Source organism: Dietzia sp. JS16-p6b (assembly GCF_003052165.1).
In the GTDB taxonomy this organism is placed as follows: domain Bacteria; phylum Actinomycetota; class Actinomycetes; order Mycobacteriales; family Mycobacteriaceae; genus Dietzia.
Window position 1 is genome coordinate 894,726 of the sequence record NZ_CP024869.1, and the last position, 20,621, is coordinate 915,346.

At 71.6% G+C, this 20,621-nt stretch carries 21 protein-coding genes and 1 tRNA gene; 17 read left to right on the forward strand and 5 right to left on the reverse strand.

Annotated features, from left to right (window positions below):
• The first annotated feature begins 137 nt into the window (after nucleotides 1-137).
• Nucleotides 138-677 carry a hypothetical protein gene (locus CT688_RS04045; RefSeq protein ID WP_107755855.1) on the forward strand — a complete coding sequence of 180 codons (540 nt, stop codon included), beginning with the start codon at nucleotides 138-140 and terminating at the stop codon, nucleotides 675-677.
• Nucleotides 678-794: 117 nt separating this feature from the next.
• Here the strand turns inward: CT688_RS04045 and CT688_RS04050 are convergent, their stop codons facing one another.
• Both CT688_RS04050 and CT688_RS04055 read right to left on the reverse strand, forming a co-directional pair.
• Complete coding sequence (locus CT688_RS04050; protein WP_107755856.1) at nucleotides 795-1,121, reverse strand: hypothetical protein; 327 nt, start codon at nucleotides 1,119-1,121, stop codon at nucleotides 795-797.
• Nucleotides 1,122-1,395: 274 nt separating this feature from the next.
• A tRNA-Arg gene (locus CT688_RS04055) sits at nucleotides 1,396-1,471 on the reverse strand.
• A gap of 212 nt (nucleotides 1,472-1,683) precedes the next feature.
• Here CT688_RS04055 and rplM point away from each other — a divergent pair.
• The 3 genes from rplM (at nucleotide 1,684) to glmM (ending at nucleotide 4,185) form a co-directional block, all read left to right on the forward strand.
• On the forward strand, nucleotides 1,684-2,127 hold the full coding sequence (gene rplM / locus CT688_RS04060; protein ID WP_017837232.1) for a 50S ribosomal protein L13: 444 nt from the start codon (nucleotides 1,684-1,686) through the stop codon (nucleotides 2,125-2,127).
• Between the two features lie 65 nt (nucleotides 2,128-2,192).
• Nucleotides 2,193-2,666: a 30S ribosomal protein S9 gene (gene rpsI, locus CT688_RS04065; RefSeq protein WP_370446350.1), complete on the forward strand. Its 474-nt coding sequence runs from the start codon at nucleotides 2,193-2,195 to the stop codon at nucleotides 2,664-2,666.
• Between the two features lie 157 nt (nucleotides 2,667-2,823).
• Nucleotides 2,824-4,185: a phosphoglucosamine mutase gene (gene glmM / locus CT688_RS04070; protein WP_107755858.1), complete on the forward strand. Its 1,362-nt coding sequence runs from the start codon at nucleotides 2,824-2,826 to the stop codon at nucleotides 4,183-4,185.
• A gap of 85 nt (nucleotides 4,186-4,270) precedes the next feature.
• Here the strand turns inward: glmM and CT688_RS04075 are convergent, their stop codons facing one another.
• Nucleotides 4,271-5,143, reverse strand: coding sequence for a dienelactone hydrolase family protein (locus tag CT688_RS04075; protein ID WP_231750486.1), 873 nt, complete (start codon nucleotides 5,141-5,143; stop codon nucleotides 4,271-4,273).
• 73 nt (nucleotides 5,144-5,216) lie between these two features.
• On the opposite strand from CT688_RS04075, the gene glmS reads away from it, so the two are divergent.
• The 8 genes from glmS to tsaD are packed head-to-tail and all read left to right on the forward strand — an operon-like array spanning nucleotide 5,217 to nucleotide 13,908.
• On the forward strand, nucleotides 5,217-7,073 hold the full coding sequence (glmS, locus tag CT688_RS04080) for a glutamine--fructose-6-phosphate transaminase (isomerizing) (protein ID WP_107755860.1): 1,857 nt from the start codon (nucleotides 5,217-5,219) through the stop codon (nucleotides 7,071-7,073).
• Between the two features lie 34 nt (nucleotides 7,074-7,107).
• The gene (locus tag CT688_RS04085; RefSeq protein ID WP_107757987.1) at nucleotides 7,108-8,640 is read left to right on the forward strand and encodes an NAD(P)H-hydrate epimerase; all 1,533 of its coding nucleotides are present in this window, start codon (nucleotides 7,108-7,110) and stop codon (nucleotides 8,638-8,640) included.
• A 38-nt stretch (nucleotides 8,641-8,678) separates the two neighbouring features.
• Nucleotides 8,679-9,857: an alanine racemase gene (alr, locus tag CT688_RS04090; RefSeq protein WP_370446327.1), complete on the forward strand. Its 1,179-nt coding sequence runs from the start codon at nucleotides 8,679-8,681 to the stop codon at nucleotides 9,855-9,857.
• Nucleotides 9,854-11,089, forward strand: coding sequence for an alpha/beta fold hydrolase (locus tag CT688_RS04095; RefSeq protein ID WP_107755862.1), 1,236 nt, complete (start codon nucleotides 9,854-9,856; stop codon nucleotides 11,087-11,089). The genes alr and CT688_RS04095 overlap by 4 nt, the downstream gene beginning before the upstream one ends.
• On the forward strand, nucleotides 11,086-11,598 hold the full coding sequence (locus tag CT688_RS04100; protein WP_197431468.1) for a tRNA (adenosine(37)-N6)-threonylcarbamoyltransferase complex ATPase subunit type 1 TsaE: 513 nt from the start codon (nucleotides 11,086-11,088) through the stop codon (nucleotides 11,596-11,598). The genes CT688_RS04095 and CT688_RS04100 overlap by 4 nt, the downstream gene beginning before the upstream one ends.
• A gap of 5 nt (nucleotides 11,599-11,603) precedes the next feature.
• Nucleotides 11,604-12,353, forward strand: a complete 750-nt coding sequence (gene tsaB, locus CT688_RS04105) for a tRNA (adenosine(37)-N6)-threonylcarbamoyltransferase complex dimerization subunit type 1 TsaB (RefSeq protein ID WP_107755864.1) — start codon at nucleotides 11,604-11,606, stop codon at nucleotides 12,351-12,353.
• The gene (gene rimI, locus CT688_RS04110; RefSeq protein ID WP_370446328.1) at nucleotides 12,350-12,874 is read left to right on the forward strand and encodes a ribosomal protein S18-alanine N-acetyltransferase; all 525 of its coding nucleotides are present in this window, start codon (nucleotides 12,350-12,352) and stop codon (nucleotides 12,872-12,874) included. The genes tsaB and rimI overlap by 4 nt, the downstream gene beginning before the upstream one ends.
• Nucleotides 12,871-13,908, forward strand: a complete 1,038-nt coding sequence (tsaD, locus tag CT688_RS04115; RefSeq protein WP_107755865.1) for a tRNA (adenosine(37)-N6)-threonylcarbamoyltransferase complex transferase subunit TsaD — start codon at nucleotides 12,871-12,873, stop codon at nucleotides 13,906-13,908. The genes rimI and tsaD overlap by 4 nt, the downstream gene beginning before the upstream one ends.
• A gap of 38 nt (nucleotides 13,909-13,946) precedes the next feature.
• Here the strand turns inward: tsaD and CT688_RS17270 are convergent, their stop codons facing one another.
• A complete protein-coding gene (locus CT688_RS17270; protein ID WP_159077983.1) occupies nucleotides 13,947-14,318 on the reverse strand; it encodes a DUF4190 domain-containing protein in 372 nt (123 codons plus the stop codon).
• Nucleotides 14,319-14,587: 269 nt separating this feature from the next.
• Here CT688_RS17270 and groES point away from each other — a divergent pair, with 269 nt between their 5' ends.
• From groES to CT688_RS04140, 4 genes are all read left to right on the forward strand, one after another.
• Nucleotides 14,588-14,875, forward strand: coding sequence for a co-chaperone GroES (groES, locus tag CT688_RS04125; protein WP_017837219.1), 288 nt, complete (start codon nucleotides 14,588-14,590; stop codon nucleotides 14,873-14,875).
• Between the two features lie 143 nt (nucleotides 14,876-15,018).
• Nucleotides 15,019-16,641: a chaperonin GroEL gene (groL, locus tag CT688_RS04130; protein WP_107755867.1), complete on the forward strand. Its 1,623-nt coding sequence runs from the start codon at nucleotides 15,019-15,021 to the stop codon at nucleotides 16,639-16,641.
• 267 nt (nucleotides 16,642-16,908) lie between these two features.
• Entirely contained in the window at nucleotides 16,909-17,490 is a 582-nt protein-coding gene (locus CT688_RS04135; protein ID WP_107755868.1) for a sigma-70 family RNA polymerase sigma factor, read from the forward strand.
• The gene (locus CT688_RS04140) at nucleotides 17,487-18,503 is read left to right on the forward strand and encodes an anti-sigma-D factor RsdA (protein WP_231750487.1); all 1,017 of its coding nucleotides are present in this window, start codon (nucleotides 17,487-17,489) and stop codon (nucleotides 18,501-18,503) included. Before CT688_RS04135 ends, CT688_RS04140 begins: the two co-directional genes overlap by 4 nt.
• Before the next feature lie 44 nt (nucleotides 18,504-18,547).
• Here the strand turns inward: CT688_RS04140 and CT688_RS04145 are convergent, their stop codons facing one another.
• Nucleotides 18,548-18,970, reverse strand: a complete 423-nt coding sequence (locus tag CT688_RS04145) for a DUF5319 domain-containing protein (protein ID WP_370446329.1) — start codon at nucleotides 18,968-18,970, stop codon at nucleotides 18,548-18,550.
• 111 nt (nucleotides 18,971-19,081) lie between these two features.
• On the opposite strand from CT688_RS04145, the gene guaB reads away from it, so the two are divergent.
• The gene (gene guaB, locus CT688_RS04150; protein ID WP_107755871.1) at nucleotides 19,082-20,617 is read left to right on the forward strand and encodes an IMP dehydrogenase; all 1,536 of its coding nucleotides are present in this window, start codon (nucleotides 19,082-19,084) and stop codon (nucleotides 20,615-20,617) included.
• The last annotated feature ends 4 nt before the right edge of the window (nucleotides 20,618-20,621 follow it).

Consider the following 20,621-nt stretch of genomic DNA (forward strand, 5'->3'; position numbering starts at 1 on the left):
CCCTACCGTCTTCACGGTCGGGCGGGCCGGTCTCGTCGACCGGCCTCGGGGCGGGGCCGCACCCCGGCAGGCGGGAAGTCGGTGGACAAAGGGGCTACCCTCGGTGACCACCACACCGATTCGGAGGCGGTAGAAGAATGTATCCCGGACAGGACGACCAGACGCGGCGCATGGGCCAGCCCGACTCGCGCGCGTACTCGCAGATGGGCGGGGACGCTGGGTACGACGAGCCCTACTCGAACGACGCCGGCTACCAGGAGCGCCGGGCGCCCCGCGGTCCGGCTATCGACGTGGGCAAATTCCTGGGCAGCGTCGCGGCCACGGCTCTCGTGGCGGCGATCGCCGGGTGGCTGATCGCCTGGGTGGTGGACGCGGCGTTCGGCCGGTTCGGCCACCAGTGGGCCAACGGCGGCAACACCCCCACCATGTACGCCGTCTACGGGGCGGTGGCCGCGATCCTGGCCGGGCTCCTCTGGTACCTGCTGCTCGTCGGCACCGCCAACCCGCAGCAGTTTTTCTCGTGGACCGTGGGGCTGCTGATCATCGCGGCCGTGGCGCTGCCGCTCCTGGTGACGGTCCCGTTCCTCGACGGGGTGGCCGCCGCGATAGTCCACCTGTTCATCGGGTTGCCGATCCTGGCGTTGACCGGGGCGTTCGCCGCGACTCTGCGACGCTGACAGGCCGAGAAGCGTCGAGCCCGCTGATGTGTCATCAGCGGGCTCGACCGTATCGGTCAGATATGTTGCGGGCCGGCCCGTGACGGGCCCGTGACGGGCGGGTGTCGTCCGGGACCGTCAGGCCGCGTGCCGGCAGGTCGCGCAGCTGCAGTCGTCGCAGACGCAGTTCGCGCACTCGTGCCGCTCGCCGCAGTTGTCGCACGAGCAGATGTTGTGGTTGCAGGTCTCGCAGGTGCAGTTCGTGCAGGTGCACATCGCGCAGCTGTCGTCGCAGTTGTCACACGAGCAGGTGGTGCACTCGTCGTAGTGGCCGTCGTGCTCGCGGTGCAGGTGGCCGTCATGCAGGTAGTCCACGTGATCCTCGTGGACGATCGCCTCGTGTCCGCAGCCGGGTCCGTGGGTGTGGGAGTGCGGTTCGGCGGTGGGGTGGTCGGTCACGGTCATGGGTGGGGCTCCTGTTCCTCGTCGCCGGTCGTCCGGGGCGGTGTCCGCCCGTCATGGGCGGCGTCCGCCGCCTCGGCATGCATACATCATCATACGTGCATGTATCGATGTCAACGGGGCGCCTGTCCGGGTTCGACATCGGGTGTCGCGGGCCTGAGCGGGGCCGAAGGGGCTGACGGGGCCGAAGGGGCTGACGGGGCCGAAGGGGCTGACGGGGCCGAAGGGGCTGAGGGGCTGAGGGGCTGAGGGGCCGGGGGCCACCCGACCCGCGCCGTGGTGCCCTCGAGAGGAATCGAACCTCCGACACCGGCTTTAGGAGAGCCGTGCTCTATCCACTGAGCTACGAGGGCGGGAACCGGGGAGAGTCTAACCGATGTCCGCCCGTCCGTGATCGGCGAGTTGGAGTGTCCGCACCCGGACGGTATGGTTGACCGTCGGCGTCCGTGTCGTCTCCGTGTCCGGGGATCGGCGGACCGCCTCCGCGGGTCACCACCGGCCGCCGCGCGAGGGGGAGGGCGTCCGGTCGGCCGGCAGCCCCACTAGACAGACAGAGGTATCGCCTGTGTCCACGTACACCCCCAAGCCCGGGGACGTGACGCGCGCCTGGTACGTCATCGACGCCACTGATGTGGTTCTCGGTCGACTCGCCGTCCAGGTCGCCAACATCCTCCGTGGCAAGCACAAGCCGCAGTTCGCCCCGAACGCCGACACCGGCGACTTCGTCATCATCATCAACGCCGACAAGGTCGCGATCTCGTCCAACAAGCGCGAGCGCGTGATGCATCACCGCCACTCCGGGTTCCCCGGCGGACTCAAGTCGCAGTCCCTCGGTAAGGCCATGGACACGCGCCCGGATCGCGTCGTCGAGAAGGCCGTCAAGGGCATGCTGCCGAGCAACAAGCTCGGTCGTGCCGTCGCCTCCAAGTTGAAGGTGTACGCGGGGCCCGATCACCCGCACGCCGCCCAGCAGCCCGTGCCCTACGAGATCAAGCAGGTGGCCCAGTGACCGACGAGAACATCACCCCCGAGGCCGAGCTCGCCGACGACACGGTGGCGGAGCTCGCCGCCGAGGTGGCCGAGGACTACAGCGAGGCCGACTACGCCGGCGGCACCGACTACGTGGCCGACGCCGAGTCCCAGCTGGCCCCGGTCGTCTCCTCCGGTCCGGCACAGGCGGTCGGACGTCGCAAGGAGGCCGTCGCCCGCGTCCGCCTCATGCCCGGTTCCGGTCAGTTCACCCTCAACGGTCGTAGCCTCGAGGACTACTTCCCGAACAAGGTTCACCAGCAGCTCGTCAAGTCGCCGCTGGTCCTCGTCGAGCGCGAGGAGCAGTTCGACATCGTGGCACTGCTCCACGGTGGAGGACCGTCGGGTCAGGCCGGTGCACTGCGCCTGGCGATCGCCCGTGCGCTGACCGAGTACTCCTCGGATGACCGCCCGGCGCTCAAGAAGGCCGGCTTCCTCACCCGGGACGCCCGCGCCGTCGAGCGCAAGAAGGCAGGCCTGAAGAAGGCCCGTAAGGCACCGCAGTACTCGAAGCGCTGATCGACGCGCTCGATATCCCAGAGCAGGCGCCCGCTACCGCGGGGGCCTGCTCTGGCTCGTTTCCCGAGGGACCGCACGGCCGGGGTTATCCTTACCCGGTCCGGACCACCCACGCCGCGTGCGGTGGCGGTCCCCCTATCCCGGAGGATCACGCATCATGACCCGACTTTTCGGTACCGACGGGGTTCGCGGACTCGCCAATCAGACGCTCACGGTGGACTTGGCGGTCCGGCTCGGAGCCGCTGCCGCCGCCGTCCTCGCGAGCGAGACCCGCGCCACCGGGCCCGAGGTCGCCCCGGCCCGGCCACTGGCCGTCGTGGGCCGCGACCCCCGGGCGTCGGGGGAGATGCTGGAGGCGGCGCTCGCCGCGGGTCTGGCCAGCCAGGGGGTGGACGTGCTGTGCGTCGGGGAACTCCCGACCCCGGCCGTCGCCCATCTGACGGCCTGGCACGGTGCGGCGCTCGGGGCGGTCATCTCGGCCTCGCACAACGCGATGCCCGACAACGGCATCAAATTCTTCGCCGCCGGCGGGCACAAGCTAGGTGACCACCTGGAGGACCGCATCGAGGATGCGCTCGCCGAGGGGAGGATCACCGGACCCACCGGGGCGGAGGTCGGCCGGATCTCACGTGCGCCGTCGGAGGACGCCCTGGACGGATACGTCCGGCACCTGCTCGACGCGACGCCGGGACGGCTGGACGGCCTCCGGGTGGTGGTCGACTGCGCCAACGGGGCGGCGAGTGTGGCGGCGCCGCGCGCCTACCGTGATGCGGGGGCGACCGTGATCGAGCTCCACTCCAGCCCCGACGGGTACAACATCAACGACGGGTGCGGCTCCACACACCTGGACGACGTGCGCGCGGCCGTCCTCGAGCACGGCGCGGATCTCGGCCTCGCGCACGACGGCGACGCGGATCGTTGCCTGGCCGTGGACGCCTCCGGTGAGGTCGTCGACGGTGACCGGATCATGGCGATCCTCGCGCTGGCAATGCGGGACGCCGGAGAACTCGTGGAGAACACCCTCGTGGCGACGGTCATGAGCAACCTCGGCCTCAAGGTGGCGATGCAGGCCGCAGGGATCCACGTCACCGAGACCAAGGTGGGGGACCGCTACGTTCTGGAACGCCTTCGTGAGGGTGGGTACAGCCTGGGCGGCGAGCAGTCCGGTCACCTCGTCCTCCCCGCCCACGCGACCACCGGCGACGGGGTTCTCACCGGCCTTCGCATCATGGCCCGGATGGCGGAGACCGGTAGCTCCCTGGCCCAGCTCGCCGGAGTGATGACCGTGCTCCCGCAGATCCTGATCAACGTGCCGGTGGAGAACAAGGCCGCTGTCGTGTCGTCCGCGCTGGTGGGCGACGCTGTGGCCGAGGAAGAGGCACGACTGGGGGCGACGGGCAGGGTACTGCTGCGCCCGTCGGGCACCGAGCAACTGGTCCGCGTCATGGTGGAAGCGGAGGACGCGCACTGCGCCCGCAGGGTGGCCGAGAGGTTGGCGGGACTCGTCACCACCGTCTGACGAGGCCCCGGGACCCCGGCGGCCCCGGGACCCCGGCGGCCCCGGGACCCCGGCGGGCCCGGGCCTGCCGGGTCATCCGGCGGGCTCAGCTCCCGGTGAAGCTCTTGAAGAGTCGGAGCAGCGGCGGCCCGCCGGCCGTGAGGTCGTCGTCCTCCTCGTCCAGCATCGCGTCGGTCACCGTGACGGTGTCCTTGAGCGTCTCCTCCGGGTCGGCGAACGCCGAGTAGGTCGCATCGCCCGCGAGCGTGTTCAGGAGATAACCCGCCAGCAGCGGGCGCACCGTGCGTTGTGTCCGACGATCCGGGTCCGCGAGCCCGACGTACTTGATCAACGGCGCGCCCTCGACAAGGCCGGTCTCGATGGCCTTCTCGAGACGCCGGTGCACGATCGGACCGCGCCATGCCAGGTGGATCGCCCGCGCGTCCTCGGCGTGCACGCCACCCGAGGCCGACAGCAGCAGGCCCGGCGCATCGATGGTGATCGCCCGATCGGCGGCGGACGGGACGGTCGCGGTGGGGAACGCCATCGCCACTGCGTCGATGTCGGTGCGCTGGGAGGCCAGCAGGGCGCAGACCCCGGCCCCGAGTCCGTGGCCGGCCAGACCGATGCGTCGGGGGTCCGCGCGGACCGTTCCCCGGCCGAGCCTGGCCTGGAGGACGTCCTCGATCGCGGCCGAGAGGTGGTCGGCGAAGTGCTGGTGATTCGGCCGGGGAGACCGGTCGGTCGCGGGCGCCACCACGACGAAACCCCACGAGGCGAGGTGCTTGAGCGTGTCGGTGTAGTCGCGGGGGCCCTTGGTCCAGTCGTGGGCGAAGCCCACCAGCGGGGCGGGCGACGGTGCGTCACTGGGCACGAACACGGCGCCCGGCGTCCCGGTGAAACCGAGGTCGCCCGTATCGACCCCGTAGGGGCCCCGCCGGTTCACCTTGTCGAGCAGTGCTTTGGTCTTGGTGGCCACGAGGGCCACAGTATCGCCTCCGGGGGGTCGACGGTGCCGGGGAGTCGGGTCGGCCGGACTAGACTGATCGGCCATGTGCGGAATCGTCGGATATGTCGGGCACCAGGCTGCCCTCCCTGTCGTGGTCGAGGCCCTGCGGCGGATGGAGTACCGCGGCTACGACTCCTCGGGCGTGGCCGTCCTGGACGGTTCGGGTGGGTCCCGCGTCGAGAAGAAGGAGGGCAAACTCGCCAACCTCGAGGCCGCGTTGGACTCCGCCGGCCGCGACGGTTTCCCGGGGACCACCGGGATCGGTCACACCCGCTGGGCCACCCACGGACGGCCCAGCGACCGCAATGCCCACCCGCACGTCTCCGGCGACGTGGCGATCGTGCACAACGGCATCATCGAGAACTTCGCCCCCCTGCGTGCGGAGTTGGAGGCCGCCGGGGTCGACCTGGTCTCGGACACCGACTCCGAGGTCGCCGCGCATCTGCTGGCGCGGGAGATGGGGTCCGGTCCCCACGCGGGGGACTTCGTCGCCTCGTGCCGGGCCGTTCTGAGCCGCCTCGAGGGGGCGTTCACCCTGGTCTTCAGTCACGCCGCCCACCCGGGAACCCTTGTCGCGGCCCGGCGGTCGACCCCGTTGGTGCTGGGCGTCGGTCAGGGCGAGATGTTCCTCGGTTCGGATGTCGCGGCGTTCATCGAGCACACCCGAGAGGCGGTCGAACTCGGCCAGGACAACGTGGTGGTCCTGCGGGCCGACGGCTACGAGATCACCGATCTCGCCGGTGAGCCAGCCGAAGGACGCCCGTTCCACATCGACTGGGATCTGGCCGCCGCGGAGAAGGGCGGATACGACTACTTCATGCTCAAGGAGATCGCCGAGCAGCCCGCGGCGGTCGCCGACACCCTGCTGGGACACTTCCAGGACGGTCGGATCGTGCTCGACGAGCAGCGGATCAGCGACCAGGACCTGCGGGACATCGACAAGGTCTTCATCGTGGCCTGCGGCAGCGCGTACCACTCCGGGATGGTGGCCAAGTACGCCATCGAGCACTGGACCCGTCTGCCCTGCGAGGTCGAGATCGCCTCGGAGTTCCGCTATCGGGACCCCGTGTTGGACCGGTCCACCCTCGTGGTGGCCATCTCGCAGTCCGGTGAGACCGCCGACACCCTCGAGGCCGTCCGTCACGCCAAGTCCCAGAAGGCCCGCGTACTGGCGGTCTGCAACACCAACGGGTCGCAGATCCCGCGTGAGGCCGACGCCGTGCTCTACACCCACGCCGGCCCGGAGATCGGGGTGGCGTCCACCAAGGCGTACCTCGCCCAGATCACCGCCAACTATCTCGTCGGGCTGGCGTTGGCCCAGGCCCGCGGTACCAAGTACCCCGACGAGGTGGCGGCCGAGTTCCGTCAGCTCGAGCAGATGCCCGTCGCCATCCAGAAGGTGGTCGACTCCCTCGACCCGGTCCGCGAGATCGCCCGGGAGCTCGCCGGGTCGAAGTCGGTGTTGTTCCTCGGCCGCCACGTCGGCTACCCGACCGCCCTCGAGGGAGCGCTCAAGCTCAAGGAATTGGCGTACATGCACGCCGAGGGTTTCCCGGCGGGCGAGCTCAAGCACGGTCCGATCGCGCTGATCGAGGACGACCTGCCCGTGTTCATCGTGATGCCGCCGGTCGAGGGACGCGGGGTCCTGCACTCCAAGCTGGTGAGCAACATCCAGGAGATCCGGGCCCGTGGTGCACGGACCATCGTGATCGCCGAGGAGGGGGACGAGGTGGTGCGACCGCTGTCGGACCACTTCATCCCGATCCCGGCGTCGACCACCCTGCTGCAACCGTTGCTCGCGACGATCCCCTACCAGGCCTTCGCCGCCGAGGTCGCCGCCGCCCGCGGCTACGACGTGGACAAGCCCCGCAATCTCGCCAAATCCGTCACTGTGGAGTGACCCGCCCCCGGGTCCGAGGAAGGACGTGGACATCATGTTGCGCGCGCATCCGGTCGAGGCGATCCGATCCGCGGAGCGCCCGCTCATCGAGGCCGCCGAGGCCGCGGGGGAACCCGACGCCGTGATGCGCCGCGCCGCATCGGGGGTCGCCCACCACACCGCGGCGCTCCTGCGGAGGCGGACCGGAGGGGTCTACGGTCGCTCGGTCGTGCTGCTCGTGGGCACCGGGGACAACGGCGGTGACGCCCTCTACGCCGGCGCGGCCCTGCGTGGGCGGGGGTGTCGGGTGGAGGCCGTCCTCCTCGACCCCGACCGGGTCCACGCGCGGGCGCTGCGGGCCCTGCGCGGTGCCGGGGGTCGGGTGACCACCGGCGGGGTCGACGCGGTCTGCGGCGCGGCGGCCGCGCCGGACGTGGTGATCGACGGCGTCGTGGGGCTCGCGGGATCCGGCCCGCTGCGGGAGCCCGCGGCGGCGACGGTCGCCGCGCTCACCCGGGCCGGGTCGCCTTTCCTGGCGGTGGACCTGCCGAGCGGGGTGGACGCCGACACCGGCACGGTGCACGACGCACACGTCCGGGCAGACGTCACCGTCACGTTCGGGGCCCTCCGGCGCGCCCACCTGCTCGCCTCGCCCACGTGCGGCCGGGTCGAGGTGGTCGACATCGGACTGGCGGAACCCGCCTCGGGACCGCTGACGGTGTACCGGCCCGACCCGTCAGAGGTGGGCCGGGCCTGGCCGGTCCCCGGGCCGGAGGACGACAAGTACACCCAGGGCGTGGTGGCCATCCGGGCGGGATCCGGCCGGTTCCCCGGAGCGGCCGTGCTGTGCGCCTCGGCCGCGGTGGCGGCCACGTCGGGGATGGTCCGGTACGTCGGCTCCGGAGCGGCTGACGTACTCGCCGCTCGCCCGGAGGTGGTGTGTCACCCGTCGGTCGCCGAGACCGGGACCGCGCAGTCCTGGGTCGTGGGACCGGGAGCCGGGACCGGGGCGGCGGCGGTCGCCGACATCGAGGCGATCCTGGCCCGGGCGCGACCGACCGTCCTGGATGCCGACGCACTGACCTGCATCGCGAGCCATCCCGTGGTGCTGCGGAGTGCGAGGGCCCCGGTACTGCTCACCCCCCACGCCGGGGAGTTCGACAGGCTGACCGGGGGGTGGGACCGGTCGGATCGGCCGGGCGCCCTGCGCAGGTACGTCTCGGATCTGCGCAACCGGGGGATCCCGGCGACGGTGCTGCTCAAGGGGCGGGTGACGCTCGTCGACGACGGGCAGACCGCCTGGTCGGTCGACCCGGGCTCCTCCTGGGCCGCGACGGCGGGATCCGGGGACGTGTTGTCCGGGATGGCCGGCGCCCTGCTCGCGAACGGTCTGGGCGGGGGCGGCGTGGGGTACGGCGACACGGATTCCGGTGGGGAGGTCGCGTGGTCGGCGGTCGCCGCCGCGGTGGTCCACGGCGAGGCCGCGCGGTTCGCGGCGCGGCGCACGGGCGGTCCCGGTGCGCCGATCGGCGCCGGGGATCTGGTGCGTGCGGTCCCGACGGCGATCTCCGCGATCCGCGGAGCGTGAATGGCCTCTCACGGCCAAGGTTTGGCAGAATGGACGAAATGGGTCCAATTGTCCCCCAGTCGCCGTGTCGCGTCGAGATAGACCTGGACGCGATCGAGCACAACTCCCGCGTCCTGACGCGGGCCGCCAGCGGTGCGCGCGTCATGGCCGTGGTGAAGGCGGACGCCTACGGCCACGGGGCCGTACCCGTGTCCCTCGCCGCACTGCGCGGTGGGGCGGACGCGTTGGGTGTCACCACGATCGCCGAGGCCGTCCAGCTCCGGATGGCGGGTATCGACGCCGAGATCCTGGCCTGGTTGTTCTCGGTCGGTGACGACGTGGGCGCGGCGCTGGCCGCAGAGGTGGACCTGGCGGTCCCCAGCCCGGGACACCTCGACACGGTGCTCGACGCCGCCCGCCGGACCGGACGCCGCGCCAGGGTGACGCCCAAGATCGACACCGGTCTCGCGCGCTCCGGCATAACCCTCGAGGAGTGGCCGGTCCTGCTCGACCGGCTCGTCGCCGCCTCCGAGGAGGGCCTCGTGGAGGTGACAGGGCTGATGGCGCACTTCGCGCACGCCGACGACCCGGGCCACCCGGTGATCGACCAGCAGGTCGCCAGGCTCCACACGTGCGTGGCGCAGGCTCGCGCCCGGGGGTTGGAGTGCCCGGTGAACCACCACGCCAACTCCGCGGCCACCCTCACCCGCCCGGACGACGGGTTCGAGATGGTCCGCCCCGGGATCGCGCTCTACGGGCTCAACCCCGTCGACGGTCTCGAGGCGGACCTGGTCCCGGCGATGACGTTCTCCGCCGAGGTGCTCATGGTCAAGCGCATCGCCGCCGGTCAGGGAGTGAGCTACGGGCACACATGGCACGCCCCGCACGACACCACCGTGGCTCTCGTGGCGGCGGGGTACGCAGACGGGGTGTGGCGTCTGCTCTCGGGCGGCCTCGACGTGCAGATCAACGGGCGTCGCTACCCCAACGTCGGACGTGTCTGCATGGACCAGTTCGTCGTCGACCTCGGCCCGGACCCGGGCGACACGGTGCGGGCGGGGGACACCGCCGTGCTGTTCGGCGACGGTTCCGACGGCGGACCCACCGCCGCCGAGTGGGCCCGGTCCCTCGGGACCATCCACTACGAGGTCGTCACCGCGGTCCGCGGCCGCGCGGTGCGCCGTCACGTGCTCGGGGCCCGCCACACCTCGGACCGGCGCGAGGAGGGGTCGACATGAGTGGAGAAGACGGCTCGCCCGGGCGCCGGAGGTCGATGCCCAGACTCCGGCTCCCCCGGCGCCCCTCCAGGTCGCCCGCGAGGGAGCCCGTCGAGGTCCGCTCGCCCGAGCTGGTGGGCGGGGAGGCCCGGGACGCCGAGGCCGTCGACGAGCAGATCCGGACCCCCGGAGGGCTCGCCGCGGGGCTGAGCGCGCTCGGCGCGGCGACGATCGGATCCGTCGGCACCCTCCTACCCGGGCGCCGGGCGAGCGACCCGTGGGCCGGAGAGGACATGTGGGAGCTCGGGGTCGACCGGGGTTCGATGGTCGCCGCTTCGGACGGGGTCCCGCTCGCGGTGCGTGAGGCCGGCCCGACTGACGCGCCGATGACCGTGGTGTTCGCCCACGGCTACACGCTGTCGATGGATTCCTGGCACTTCCAGCGTCGACACCTCCAGGACCGGTTCGGGTCCGAGGTCCGGTTGGTCTTCTACGATCAGCGTGGTCACGGGCTCAGCGGGAAGAGCTCACGCGAGAACTCGACGATCGCCCAGTTGGCGGCCGACCTCAACTCGGTGATCTCGGCCACCGCCCCGACCGGCCCGATCGTGGCGATCGGGCATTCCATGGGGGGGATGACGGTGCTGGGCTATGCGGCCCGTCACTCCGAGGCGGTCCGCGATCGGGTGCTCGGTGTGGGGTTGGTCGCCACCGCGATGGCGGAACTGTCCGAGTCGGGCCTGGGTGCCGTACTCGACAGCCGGGCCGTCAGCAGGTTCGTGGGCCTGGCCGGCCGCACGCCGGGGGTGTTCACCAGCAGCCGCAAGGCCCTCGGGGCCGTCATCTCCCCGTTCATCTATGGCGGCTCGTTCGGCGACCCGGCCAAGATGAGCCCGACCGTCGCGCGGTTCGTCGACAAGCTCATCGCCTCGACGGACATGCTGACCATCGCGAACTTCTTCGAGACCCTCACCCAGCACGACGAGTCCGCGGCCGTCCCCGTGCTGCGGGACGTACGGACCACGGTGTTGTGCGGAGACCGCGACCTGCTCACCCCCCTGGACCGCTCGGTGGACATCGCCGAGGCGTTGCCGGACGCCGAGTTCGTGGTGGTCCCCGGAGCCGGTCACATGGTGATGCTGGAGGAGCCCGCGCACGTGTCGGAGGTGCTCGGTGACCTGATCGCGGACGCCGTCGTCGAGTGGCGCGCACGCACGCACGGGCCGCCGGGGCGCCGAAGCACGGCGTCGTGACGATCGGGGTACCGGGGGCGCGGACCCTCCCGACCGTGGAGGACACGCGTCAGCTCGGCGTGGAACTCGCGGCACTGCTGGGGGCCGGCGACGTGGTGGTCCTCGACGGGCCCCTCGGTGCAGGCAAGACCGCACTCACCGCCGGGATCGCCGCCGGGCTGGGCGTCCGGGGCCGGGTGACCTCACCGACCTTCGTGATCGCCCGTCGGCACGCCCCCGGAGCCCCGGGCGGCCCCGGGCTGGTCCACGTGGACGCCTACCGCCTGGTGGGGGGTGAGAACCCCGACGGGTCGCAGCCCTCGTCCGGTGATCTGGCCGACCAGTTGGAGTCCCTCGACCTGGATTCCTCGCTCGACCATGACGTGGTGGTGGTGGAGTGGGGGGCCGGGTTCGTGGAGTCCCTGGTCGCGGCGCCACTCGTCGTCACCCTCCAGCGCGGTGCCGAGACGGAGGTGCGCTCGGCCACCTGGCGCCGGGCCGGTCGGGCGCCCGGCCCGGCGGTACCCTGACCACCGTGCTGGTTCTCGCCGTCGACACCTCGACCCCCGCCGTCACGGCAGGGGTCTGCCGCCTCGTCGAGGGGGGTCGCGGCCCGGCCGTGACCCCCCTGGCCACCCGTGTGACCGAGGACGCACGGGCGCACGCCGAGCTGCTCACCCCTCACATCCTGGACTGCCTCGCGGAGGCGGACCTGGCCCCCGAGGACCTCGATGCCGTGGTGGTCGGCGTGGGGCCGGGGCCGTTCACCGGCCTCCGGGTGGGCATGGCGACCGCGGCCGCCTTCGCCGATGCCCTCGGCCGACCGGCGCACGGGGTGTGCTCGCTCGACGGGCTCGCGTGGCGGGCGCGCGCAGCCGGGTTGACGGGCGACCTCCTCGTCGTCACCGACGCCCGTCGCCGCGAGGCCTATCACGCCCGGTACTCCCCGGACGGCCGCCGCGTGGCCGGTCCCACGGTCGGTCCCGCGGCGGCCATCTCCACCGAGGGGGTGGACCACGTGGTCGGCGACGTCACCCGACTCGGTGAGCTCGTCGGCCGGACGCCCCGCGCCCGGACGGGTGGCGGGAGGACCGGCGCGCCGGACCGGCTGGTGTCACCGGACCCGGCCGGGCTCGTCACGGCCGCCGCCGCGGACCTCCTCAACGGAGTGGCCCCCGCCCCTCTCGAGCCTCTCTACCTGCGCCGTCCGGATGCCGTACCGCCCCGCCGGGTGGAACCGTCGCCCGCCCTGCGGGGCACCGAACCCGGAGGGCCACGGGGGTGAGCGGCCGGGTACCGGAGAAGACCGACGTGGACGACGTCGTCTACGACCAGTTGGTCGCGGGCGACGCGATGCGATGCGCGGACCTCGAGCGCGTGCTCTTTCGCGGTGACGGACCGTGGTCGGCCGCGGCGTTCCTGTCCGAGATCGGTGCCGGGCACACCACCTGTCTCGCCGCCCGTACCGAGGACGTGGTGGTCGGTTACGCCGTGCTGGCGGCGCTCGGGCGGGAGGGGGACCGGGAGTTCGAGGTCCACACCATCGGCGTCGATCCCGCCTATCGGGGCCGGGGGATCGGACGTACCCTGCTGCGCCTGCTGCTCGACGTGGCGGATGCCGAGGCGGCTCCCGTCCTCCTGGACGTGCGCACCGACAACGTCCCGGCCCGCACGCTCTACGAGGCCCACGGCTTCGAGGTGGTGGGGCTGCGGCCCCGGTATTACCGTCCGAGCATGGCCGACGCGTACCTGATGGTGCGTCCGGCGCGCGGCGGACCCGACGAGCGAGGGGGTGGCAACCCGTGAGGACCGTACTGGGGATCGAGAGCTCGTGTGACGAGACGGGTGTGGCGATCGCGCGGATCCACGACGACGGGCGCGCGGAACTGCTCTCCGACGTGGTGGCCTCGTCGATGTCCGAGCACGCGCGGTTCGGTGGGGTGGTACCCGAGATCGCCTCCCGCGCGCACCTCGAGGCACTCGTGCCCACCGTGCGCGCGGCGCTCGCCGAGGCGGGGGTGGACCGTCCCGACGCCGTTGCCGCGACCATCGGCCCCGGACTGTCCGGTGCCCTGTTGGTGGGATCCGCGGCGGCCAAGGCCTACGCCGCCGCGTGGGGCACGCCGTTCTACGCGGTCAACCACCTGGTGGGACACGTCGCCGTGGCCGGGTTCGACGGTGGACCACTCGAGGAGTGCGTGGCGCTGCTGGTCTCCGGTGGGCACACCCAACTGCTGCACGTGCGGTCCCTCACCGAACCGGTGGTCGAGCTCGGGTCGACGGTGGACGACGCGGCGGGGGAGGCCTACGACAAGGTCGCGAGGCTGCTGGGGTTGGGATACCCGGGCGGGCCGGTGATCGATCGTCTCGCGGCGTCCGGGGACGGCGCGGCCATACCGTTCCCGCGCGGCATGACCGGACCCCGGGACGCCCGCCACGACTTCTCCTTCTCCGGTCTCAAGACCTCGGTCGCGCGTCGGATCGAGGCCGCCGAGCGTGACGGGTCCCAGCTCGAGGTGGCCGACGTCGCCGCGTCCTTCCAGGAGGCGGTGGCGGACGTGCTCACCATGAAGGCGGTGCGGGCCTGCACCGACCTGGGCGTGGGGACCCTGCTCGTCGGCGGCGGTGTGGCGGCGAACTCCCGGCTTCGCGAACTGGCGGCGCAGAGGTGCGCGGCGGCCGGCATCCGCCTGCGGGTACCCCGGCCGCGGTTGTGCACGGACAACGGCGCGATGGTCGTCGCGGTGGCGTCAGCACTCCTCGCCGCCGGCGCCGAGCCCAGTTCCCTGACCGTCGCCGCGGATCCCGGGCTCACGGTCGGGGTGACGCAGGTGGGGTGAGGAGTCCCGCGCCCGGAGGGAACGGGGAGTCGCGCGGGTCAGAAGCCGAGTAGCGCGAAGCCGTACCCGGTGAGCATCATCATGCCGGAGATCAGCAGGGCGATCACGAACAGCCACAGGTATCCCACCGCGAGGGCAGTGAGGGCGAGACCGCGCCCGGCCTGACCGGTCCGACGGATCCTCGCCAGGGCGAGATGGCCGAGTACCACCGACACCAGGGCGAAGACCGGGGGCAGCAGGGGCACGAAGAGTCCGAGGAAGGACCCGAAGACCACGTTTCCCACCGCCACCACGATCGCGGCGAGTGCCGTCCCGTTGACCTCGGCAGGGCCGGCCTCGGAATCGCGTGCGTGGTTGCCCGGATCGCGTCCACCGGGCGCGCCCGCGTCACCGGAGGGGGTACGGGACATGGGCGTCGACTCCTCGCGGGGTGGCGGGACCTCCCGCTGATCGTACGCGGGGGCCGCGCACACGTCCGTGTCCGGAACCTGGTGTGTTGTGTCGTACGGTGTTCGCCCTCGGCGAACTCGGTCGAATCGTGCACCCGGGACACTTGAGTGCTGGCACTCGCACATATAGAGTGCCAATAGGCATGGACCCGGCCGCGTCACCCGCGACGACGCCACCCGGAGCCCCGCCCCCCTGAGCACACCAGCCATCTACACACGGAGGATCCATCGTGGCGATCAAGCCGCTTGAGGACAAGATTCTCGTCGAGGCCACCGCTGCCGAGACCACCACGGCGTCCGGCCTCGTCATCCCGGACACCGCCAAGGAGAAGCCCCAGGAGGGCACCGTCGTCGCGGTCGGCAAGGGCCGCTTCGACGAGGACGGCGACCGCATCCCCATGGACATCAAGGAGGGTGACAAGGTCATCTACTCCAAGTACGGCGGGACCGAGATCAAGTACGAGGGCAAGGAGTACCTGATCCTCTCCTCGCGCGACGTTCTCGCGGTCATCGACTGACGTGAGCTCGTAACCCCCGCCCCGGTGGCGCCGGCCAGTGTCCGGCCCGCCGGGGCGGAGGTGTCTCACCGGTGTCTCGCCGTGGTCTCACGCAGAACGATCCGTCCGTCCCGAACACCCTCTTCCTTCCAGGAGTCCCATCCATGTCCAAGTTGATAGCGTTCGACGAGGAGGCCCGTAAGGGCATGCTCGCCGGTGTCGACCAACTCGCCGACACAGTCAAGGTCACCCTCGGCCCCAAGGGCCGGCACGTCGTGCTGGCCAAGGCGTTCGGTGGTCCGACCGTCACCAACGACGGTGTCTCCATCGCCCGCGAGATCGAGCTCTCCGAGCCGTTCGCGAACCTCGGCGCCCAGCTGGTCAAGAGTGTCGCCACCAAGACCAACGACGTCGCCGGCGACGGTACGACCACCGCGACCGTGCTCGCCCAGGCGCTCATCCGTGAGGGGCTGCGCAACGTGGCCGCCGGGTCCAACCCGATGGCCATGGGCAAGGGCATCGAGAAGGCCTCGGCCGCCGTCGTGGAGTTCCTCAAGTCCGCCGCCACCCCGGTGTCGGGGTCCGAGGGCGTGGCGCAGGTCGCCACGGTGTCCTCGCGTGACCCCGAGGTCGGTCGCATGGTCGCCGAGGCCATGGACGCCGTCGGCGTCAACGGCGTCGTGTCGGTCGAGGAGTCCCAGGGCCTGCACACCGAGGTCTCCGTGACCGAGGGCATCGCCTTCGACAAGGGCTACCTCAGCCCCTACTTCGTCACCGATCCCGACGAGCAGAAGGCCATCTACGAGGACGTCCTGATCCTCCTGCACCGCGAGAAGATCAGCTCCCTCCCGGACCTGCTCCCGCTGCTGGAGAAGGTCGCCGAGACCGGCAAGCCGCTGCTCGTGGTGGCCGAGGACGTCGACGGCGAGGCCCTGTCGACGCTTGTCGTCAACTCGATCCGCAAGACCATCAAGGTCGTCGCGATCAAGGCCCCCTACTTCGGGGACCGGCGCAAGGCCTTCCAGGACGACCTCGCGATCGTCACCAAGGGGCAGGTCGTGAGCCCGGACCTGGGCATGAAGCTGTCCGACTGCGGGCTCGAGGTCCTCGGCCACGCCCGGCGCGTGACCGTCTCCAAGGACGAGACCATCATCGTCGACGGTGACGGCGACCAGGCCGACGTCGACGCCCGGGTGGCGCAGCTGCGCCGCGAAGCCGAGGCCACCGACTCCGACTGGGACCGCGAGAAGCTCGAGGAGCGGATCGCCAAGCTCGCCGGTGGCGTCGCGGTGATCCGGGTCGGCGCGGCCACCGAGACGGAGCTCACCGAGCGCAAGCTCCGTGTCGAGGACGCGGTCAACTCGGCCAAGGCCGCCGTCGAGGAGGGTGTGATCGCCGGTGGTGGTTCCGTGCTCGTCCAGGCGGCCGCCGCGCTCACCCGTCTCTCGGCAGGCATCTCCGACCCCGATGAGGTCGTCGGGGTGAACGTGGTCCGCAAGGCGCTGTCGGCTCCGCTGTTCTGGATCGCCGCCAACGCCGGCGAGGACGGTTCCGTCGTGGTCAGCAAGGTTTCCGACCTCGGGCCGCGGGATGGTTTCAACGCCGCCACCGGCGAGTACGGTGACCTGGTCTCGGCGGGCGTCATCGACCCGGTGAAGGTGACCCACTCCGCCGTCGTCAACGCCTGCTCCGTCGCGCGGATGGTCCTGACCACCGAGACCGCGATCGTGGACAAGCCCGAGGAGGAGGCGCCCGGCGGGCACTCGCACGCCGGTCACTCCCACTGACCTCTCCCACACCGGGCCCCGGCTCCCGCATCCGCGGGACCGGGGCCCGGTCGTCGTGGAACGACCGGGGTGTCGTCCCGCCCGGCTCCGAGGGGTTACGCTGGGCCCTCACCGGATGACCTGCCGCACAGGTGCCGTGGAAGTATCCTGTGCCCACGCCCCGCCGGCCGCCACGGTCCGGACCCGACCCCGCGAGCCCGGCGTGCACCCCGACAGAAAGGCCGTGGCCCGTAGCACACCCGTGTAACGAGAGGCCCCCCTAATTCGATGACAGGTACAGCAGACGAGTTGGAGCTCGCCGTCGCCGCCGCGGTCAGAGGAGACCGCACCGCGGCCACCCGGGTGCTCGAACTCGTTCGTCCCGGGGTGGTGCGGTACTGCCGCTCTCGCGTCGGGGGTGCGGAGAGGGTCAACCTTTCTGCTGACGATGTCGCACAGGAGGTGCTGATCGCGGTGCTCTCGGCATTGCCCGGGTACCGGGATCAGGGACGTCCCTTCATGGCATTCGTGTACGGGATCGCGGCACACAAGGTCGCGGACGCGCACCGGGGCGCCGCACGGAACAAGTCGGACCCCGTGGAGTACCTGCCGGAGGTGCTCTCGACGGAGACGGGGCCGGAGGATCACATCCTCGACGGCGAGGTGACCAGGGCGATGAGTCGACTCCTGGACACCCTGCCGGAGAAGCAGCGGGAGATCATCCGGCTGCGGGTGGTGGTAGGACTCTCGGCGGAGGAGACCGCGGAGATCGTGGACAGTACGGCCGGAGCCGTACGCGTGGCCCAACACCGGGCGATGAAGCAGCTCCGGGCGAGGATCGAGCAGGACGGAGAGGAGCGATGGCGATGAACGACGACGATGTCGACCCCGGCACCCGGGACGACGCCGCCTCGCTCGACGGGCACGGTCCGGACACAGAGGCGGTGGAGCGCGACGACCTGCTCCTCGACACCCTCGGGGCGGGCGACCGTCCCACCGACGGCGATGCCCTCGCGACGCTGCTCGCCGACTGGCGGGGGGAGATCGACTCCGCACCCCTGCCCGAGTTGCCGAGCGATGAGGAGATCGGGGTCGCACTCGCGCCCAACGTCTCCCGTCTCTGGCCCCGCCGTGGCTGGGCCAGATCCCATGAACACCACCACGGGCAACGGCCCGCGTTGTGGCAGGCGGTGACCGGGGCGGCGGCGGTGGCGGCCGTGATCGTCGGTGGCCTGTCCGTCGCCGCGCACAGTGCCATGCCGGGGGATCCCCTCTGGGGCGTGTCCAAGACGATCTTCGCCGACCGTGCCGGCGAGGTGGAGCTGGTCAGCGACCTGACCGAGCACCTGGCCGCGGCGGATCTGGCGGCTCGCGAAGGGGATCGTGAGCGGGCCGAGCGTCTCCTCGACGAGGTGTCCGGCCGACTGGACGAGGTCTCGGATGCCTCGGAACGCGTCGAGCTGATGAAGCGTCGCGACGCGATCAGGCGCGACCTGAGCAGGATCACGCCGACCTCGGTGCCGTCCCCCGCGCCCGCCCCGGAACCGGCGCCGGCCCCGGCCCCCGCACCCGGTCAGGGTTCCGCCACACTGGTTCCCGGGGTGCCCGTCCCCCTGCCGTCGAACCTCATCGCGCCGCCACCCCCGGGTATGCCGGTCATCCCGTTGCCGCTGGACGGGCTACGGATCTCGACGACGTTGCAGATCCCGATCGACACCCAGCGCATCCAGGACTTCCTGGCGCCCACCACCGGCCGCCCGAACCCGGGCGAGGTCGCGGGGAGCACCCCGGCGCCGACCCCGCCGAGGACGACGGTGACCCAGGTCCCCACCTCGGGGCCGGCGGCCACCAGTGCACCGGCGACCGCGCCGCCCACGAGCTAGGCCTCGAACCGGGGCCTCGCCAGGCCGGGGCCGCGAACCGGCCCTCAGCGGCGCCAGTGGAGCCGGCGCGGGCGAATCGCCCGCACCGCGTCGGCGTACCCGCGGCAGTAGTCCCACGACACGTAGTCGTCGGGGATCGGGTCGAACGCGGGCTCGTGGGGCAGGAGCGAACCGTCCTCGAGGAGCTGCATGAGGTTGGCGCGGAGCATGTCCCACTCGTGGAAGTGTTCCTCCGCACAGTCCTCGCACTGCACGGCCACGCCCTTGACACCGGTGGGTGCCAGGAGCTCGCGGAACTCCGCGAGATCGGCCAGGTCCTCCTCGATCGCGCGGCGCTCCTCCGCGTCGAGCGGGCCCGAGGGGATGCCGTCGTCCGCGGGGTCGAGCCCGGCCAGTTCCGCCGTCGGATCATCCGGATCGCCGGCGAACGGGTCGGGCGGCATGCCGTGCCGTAGGGGATCGTTCACCCCCTCACCGTACCCGTGGACGCCAGCCGGCGGGGCCGACGGTTCGAGCCCGGGACCCCGGACGCACTATCCTCGGACTCCAGACCGAGACGACCCCCAGGAGGACGGCAGATGAGCGAGTCGCGAGGCCCCGTGCGCACCGGCGGCGACGATCCCACCAAGGTCGCCATGGTGGGGCTGACCTTCGACGACGTGCTACTGCTCCCGGCCGCTTCCGACGTGGTCCCCAGCGAGGTCGACACGAGCACCCGACTCACCCGCGACATCACGTTGCGGGTGCCGCTGGTGTCGTCCGCGATGGACACCGTCACCGAGGCACGCATGGCCATCGCCATGGCCCGCCAGGGCGGGATCGGGGTGCTGCACCGCAATCTGTCGGTGGCCGACCAGGCGGCCCAGGTCGACACCGTCAAGCGGTCCGAGGCGGGCATGGTCACCGACCCGGTCACCTGTGCTCCCGCCAACACCCTCGCCGAGGTCGACGAGATGTGCGCCCGCTACCGGATCTCCGGCCTGCCGGTGACCGATGAGCGGGGTGAGCTCGTGGGCATCATCACCAACCGTGACATGCGGTTCGAGGTGGATAAGTCGCGGCGGGTGGACGAGGTCATGACCCGCGCACCGCTGGTGGTCGCGCGGGAGGGGGTGACGGCAGAGGCCGCGCTCGGGCTCCTGCGCCGTCACAAGATCGAGAAGCTGCCGATCGTGGACGGGGACGGTCGTCTCACCGGACTCATCACGGTGAAGGACTTCGTCAAGACCGAGAAGCACCCTGACGCCACCAAGGACTCGGACGGTCGACTGCGGGTGGCCGCGGCCATCGGGACGGGCGAGGACGCCTGGCAGCGCGCGGGCGCCCTGACCGAGGCCGGCGTGGACGTCCTCGTCGTCGACACCGCTCACGCCCACAACCGCAATGCACTCGAGATGGTCGCCCGGGTCAAGCGCGAGCTCGGCGACCGGGTCCAGGTGATCGGCGGAAACCTCGCCACCCGGGGCGCCGCCCAGGCGATGATCGACGCGGGTGCGGACGCCATCAAGGTGGGCATCGGCCCCGGTTCCATCTGCACCACCCGTGTCGTGGCGGGGGTGGGCGCGCCGCAGATCACCGCGATCCTGGAGGCCTCCGTGGCGGCCCATGCCGCAGGCGTCCCCGTGATCGCCGACGGCGGTATGCAGTACTCGGGCGACGTGGCCAAGGCGATCGCGGCCGGCGCGTCGGCGTGCATGTTCGGCTCCCTGCTCGCGGGCTGCACCGAGTCCCCCGGCGACCTGATCTTCGTGGACGGTAAGCAGTACAAGGTCTACCGCGGGATGGGATCGGTGGGCGCGATGCGCGGACGGGGCAAGCCCGGACAGGAGAAGTCGTTCTCCAAGGACCGCTACTTCCAGGACGACGTGCTGTCCGAGGAGAAGCTCGTCCCCGAGGGCATCGAGGGACGGGTGCCGTACCGGGGCGACGTCGCGCAGGTCCTGCACCAGCTCAACGGCGGGCTGCGTGCGGGAATGGGGTACACGGGATCGGCCACCATTCCCGACATGAACCGCGCCCAGTTCGTCCAGATCACGGCGGCGGGGCTCAAGGAGAGCCACCCCCACGCGATCCAGATGACCGTCGAGGCCCCCAACTACAACGTCAAGGACTGAAGCC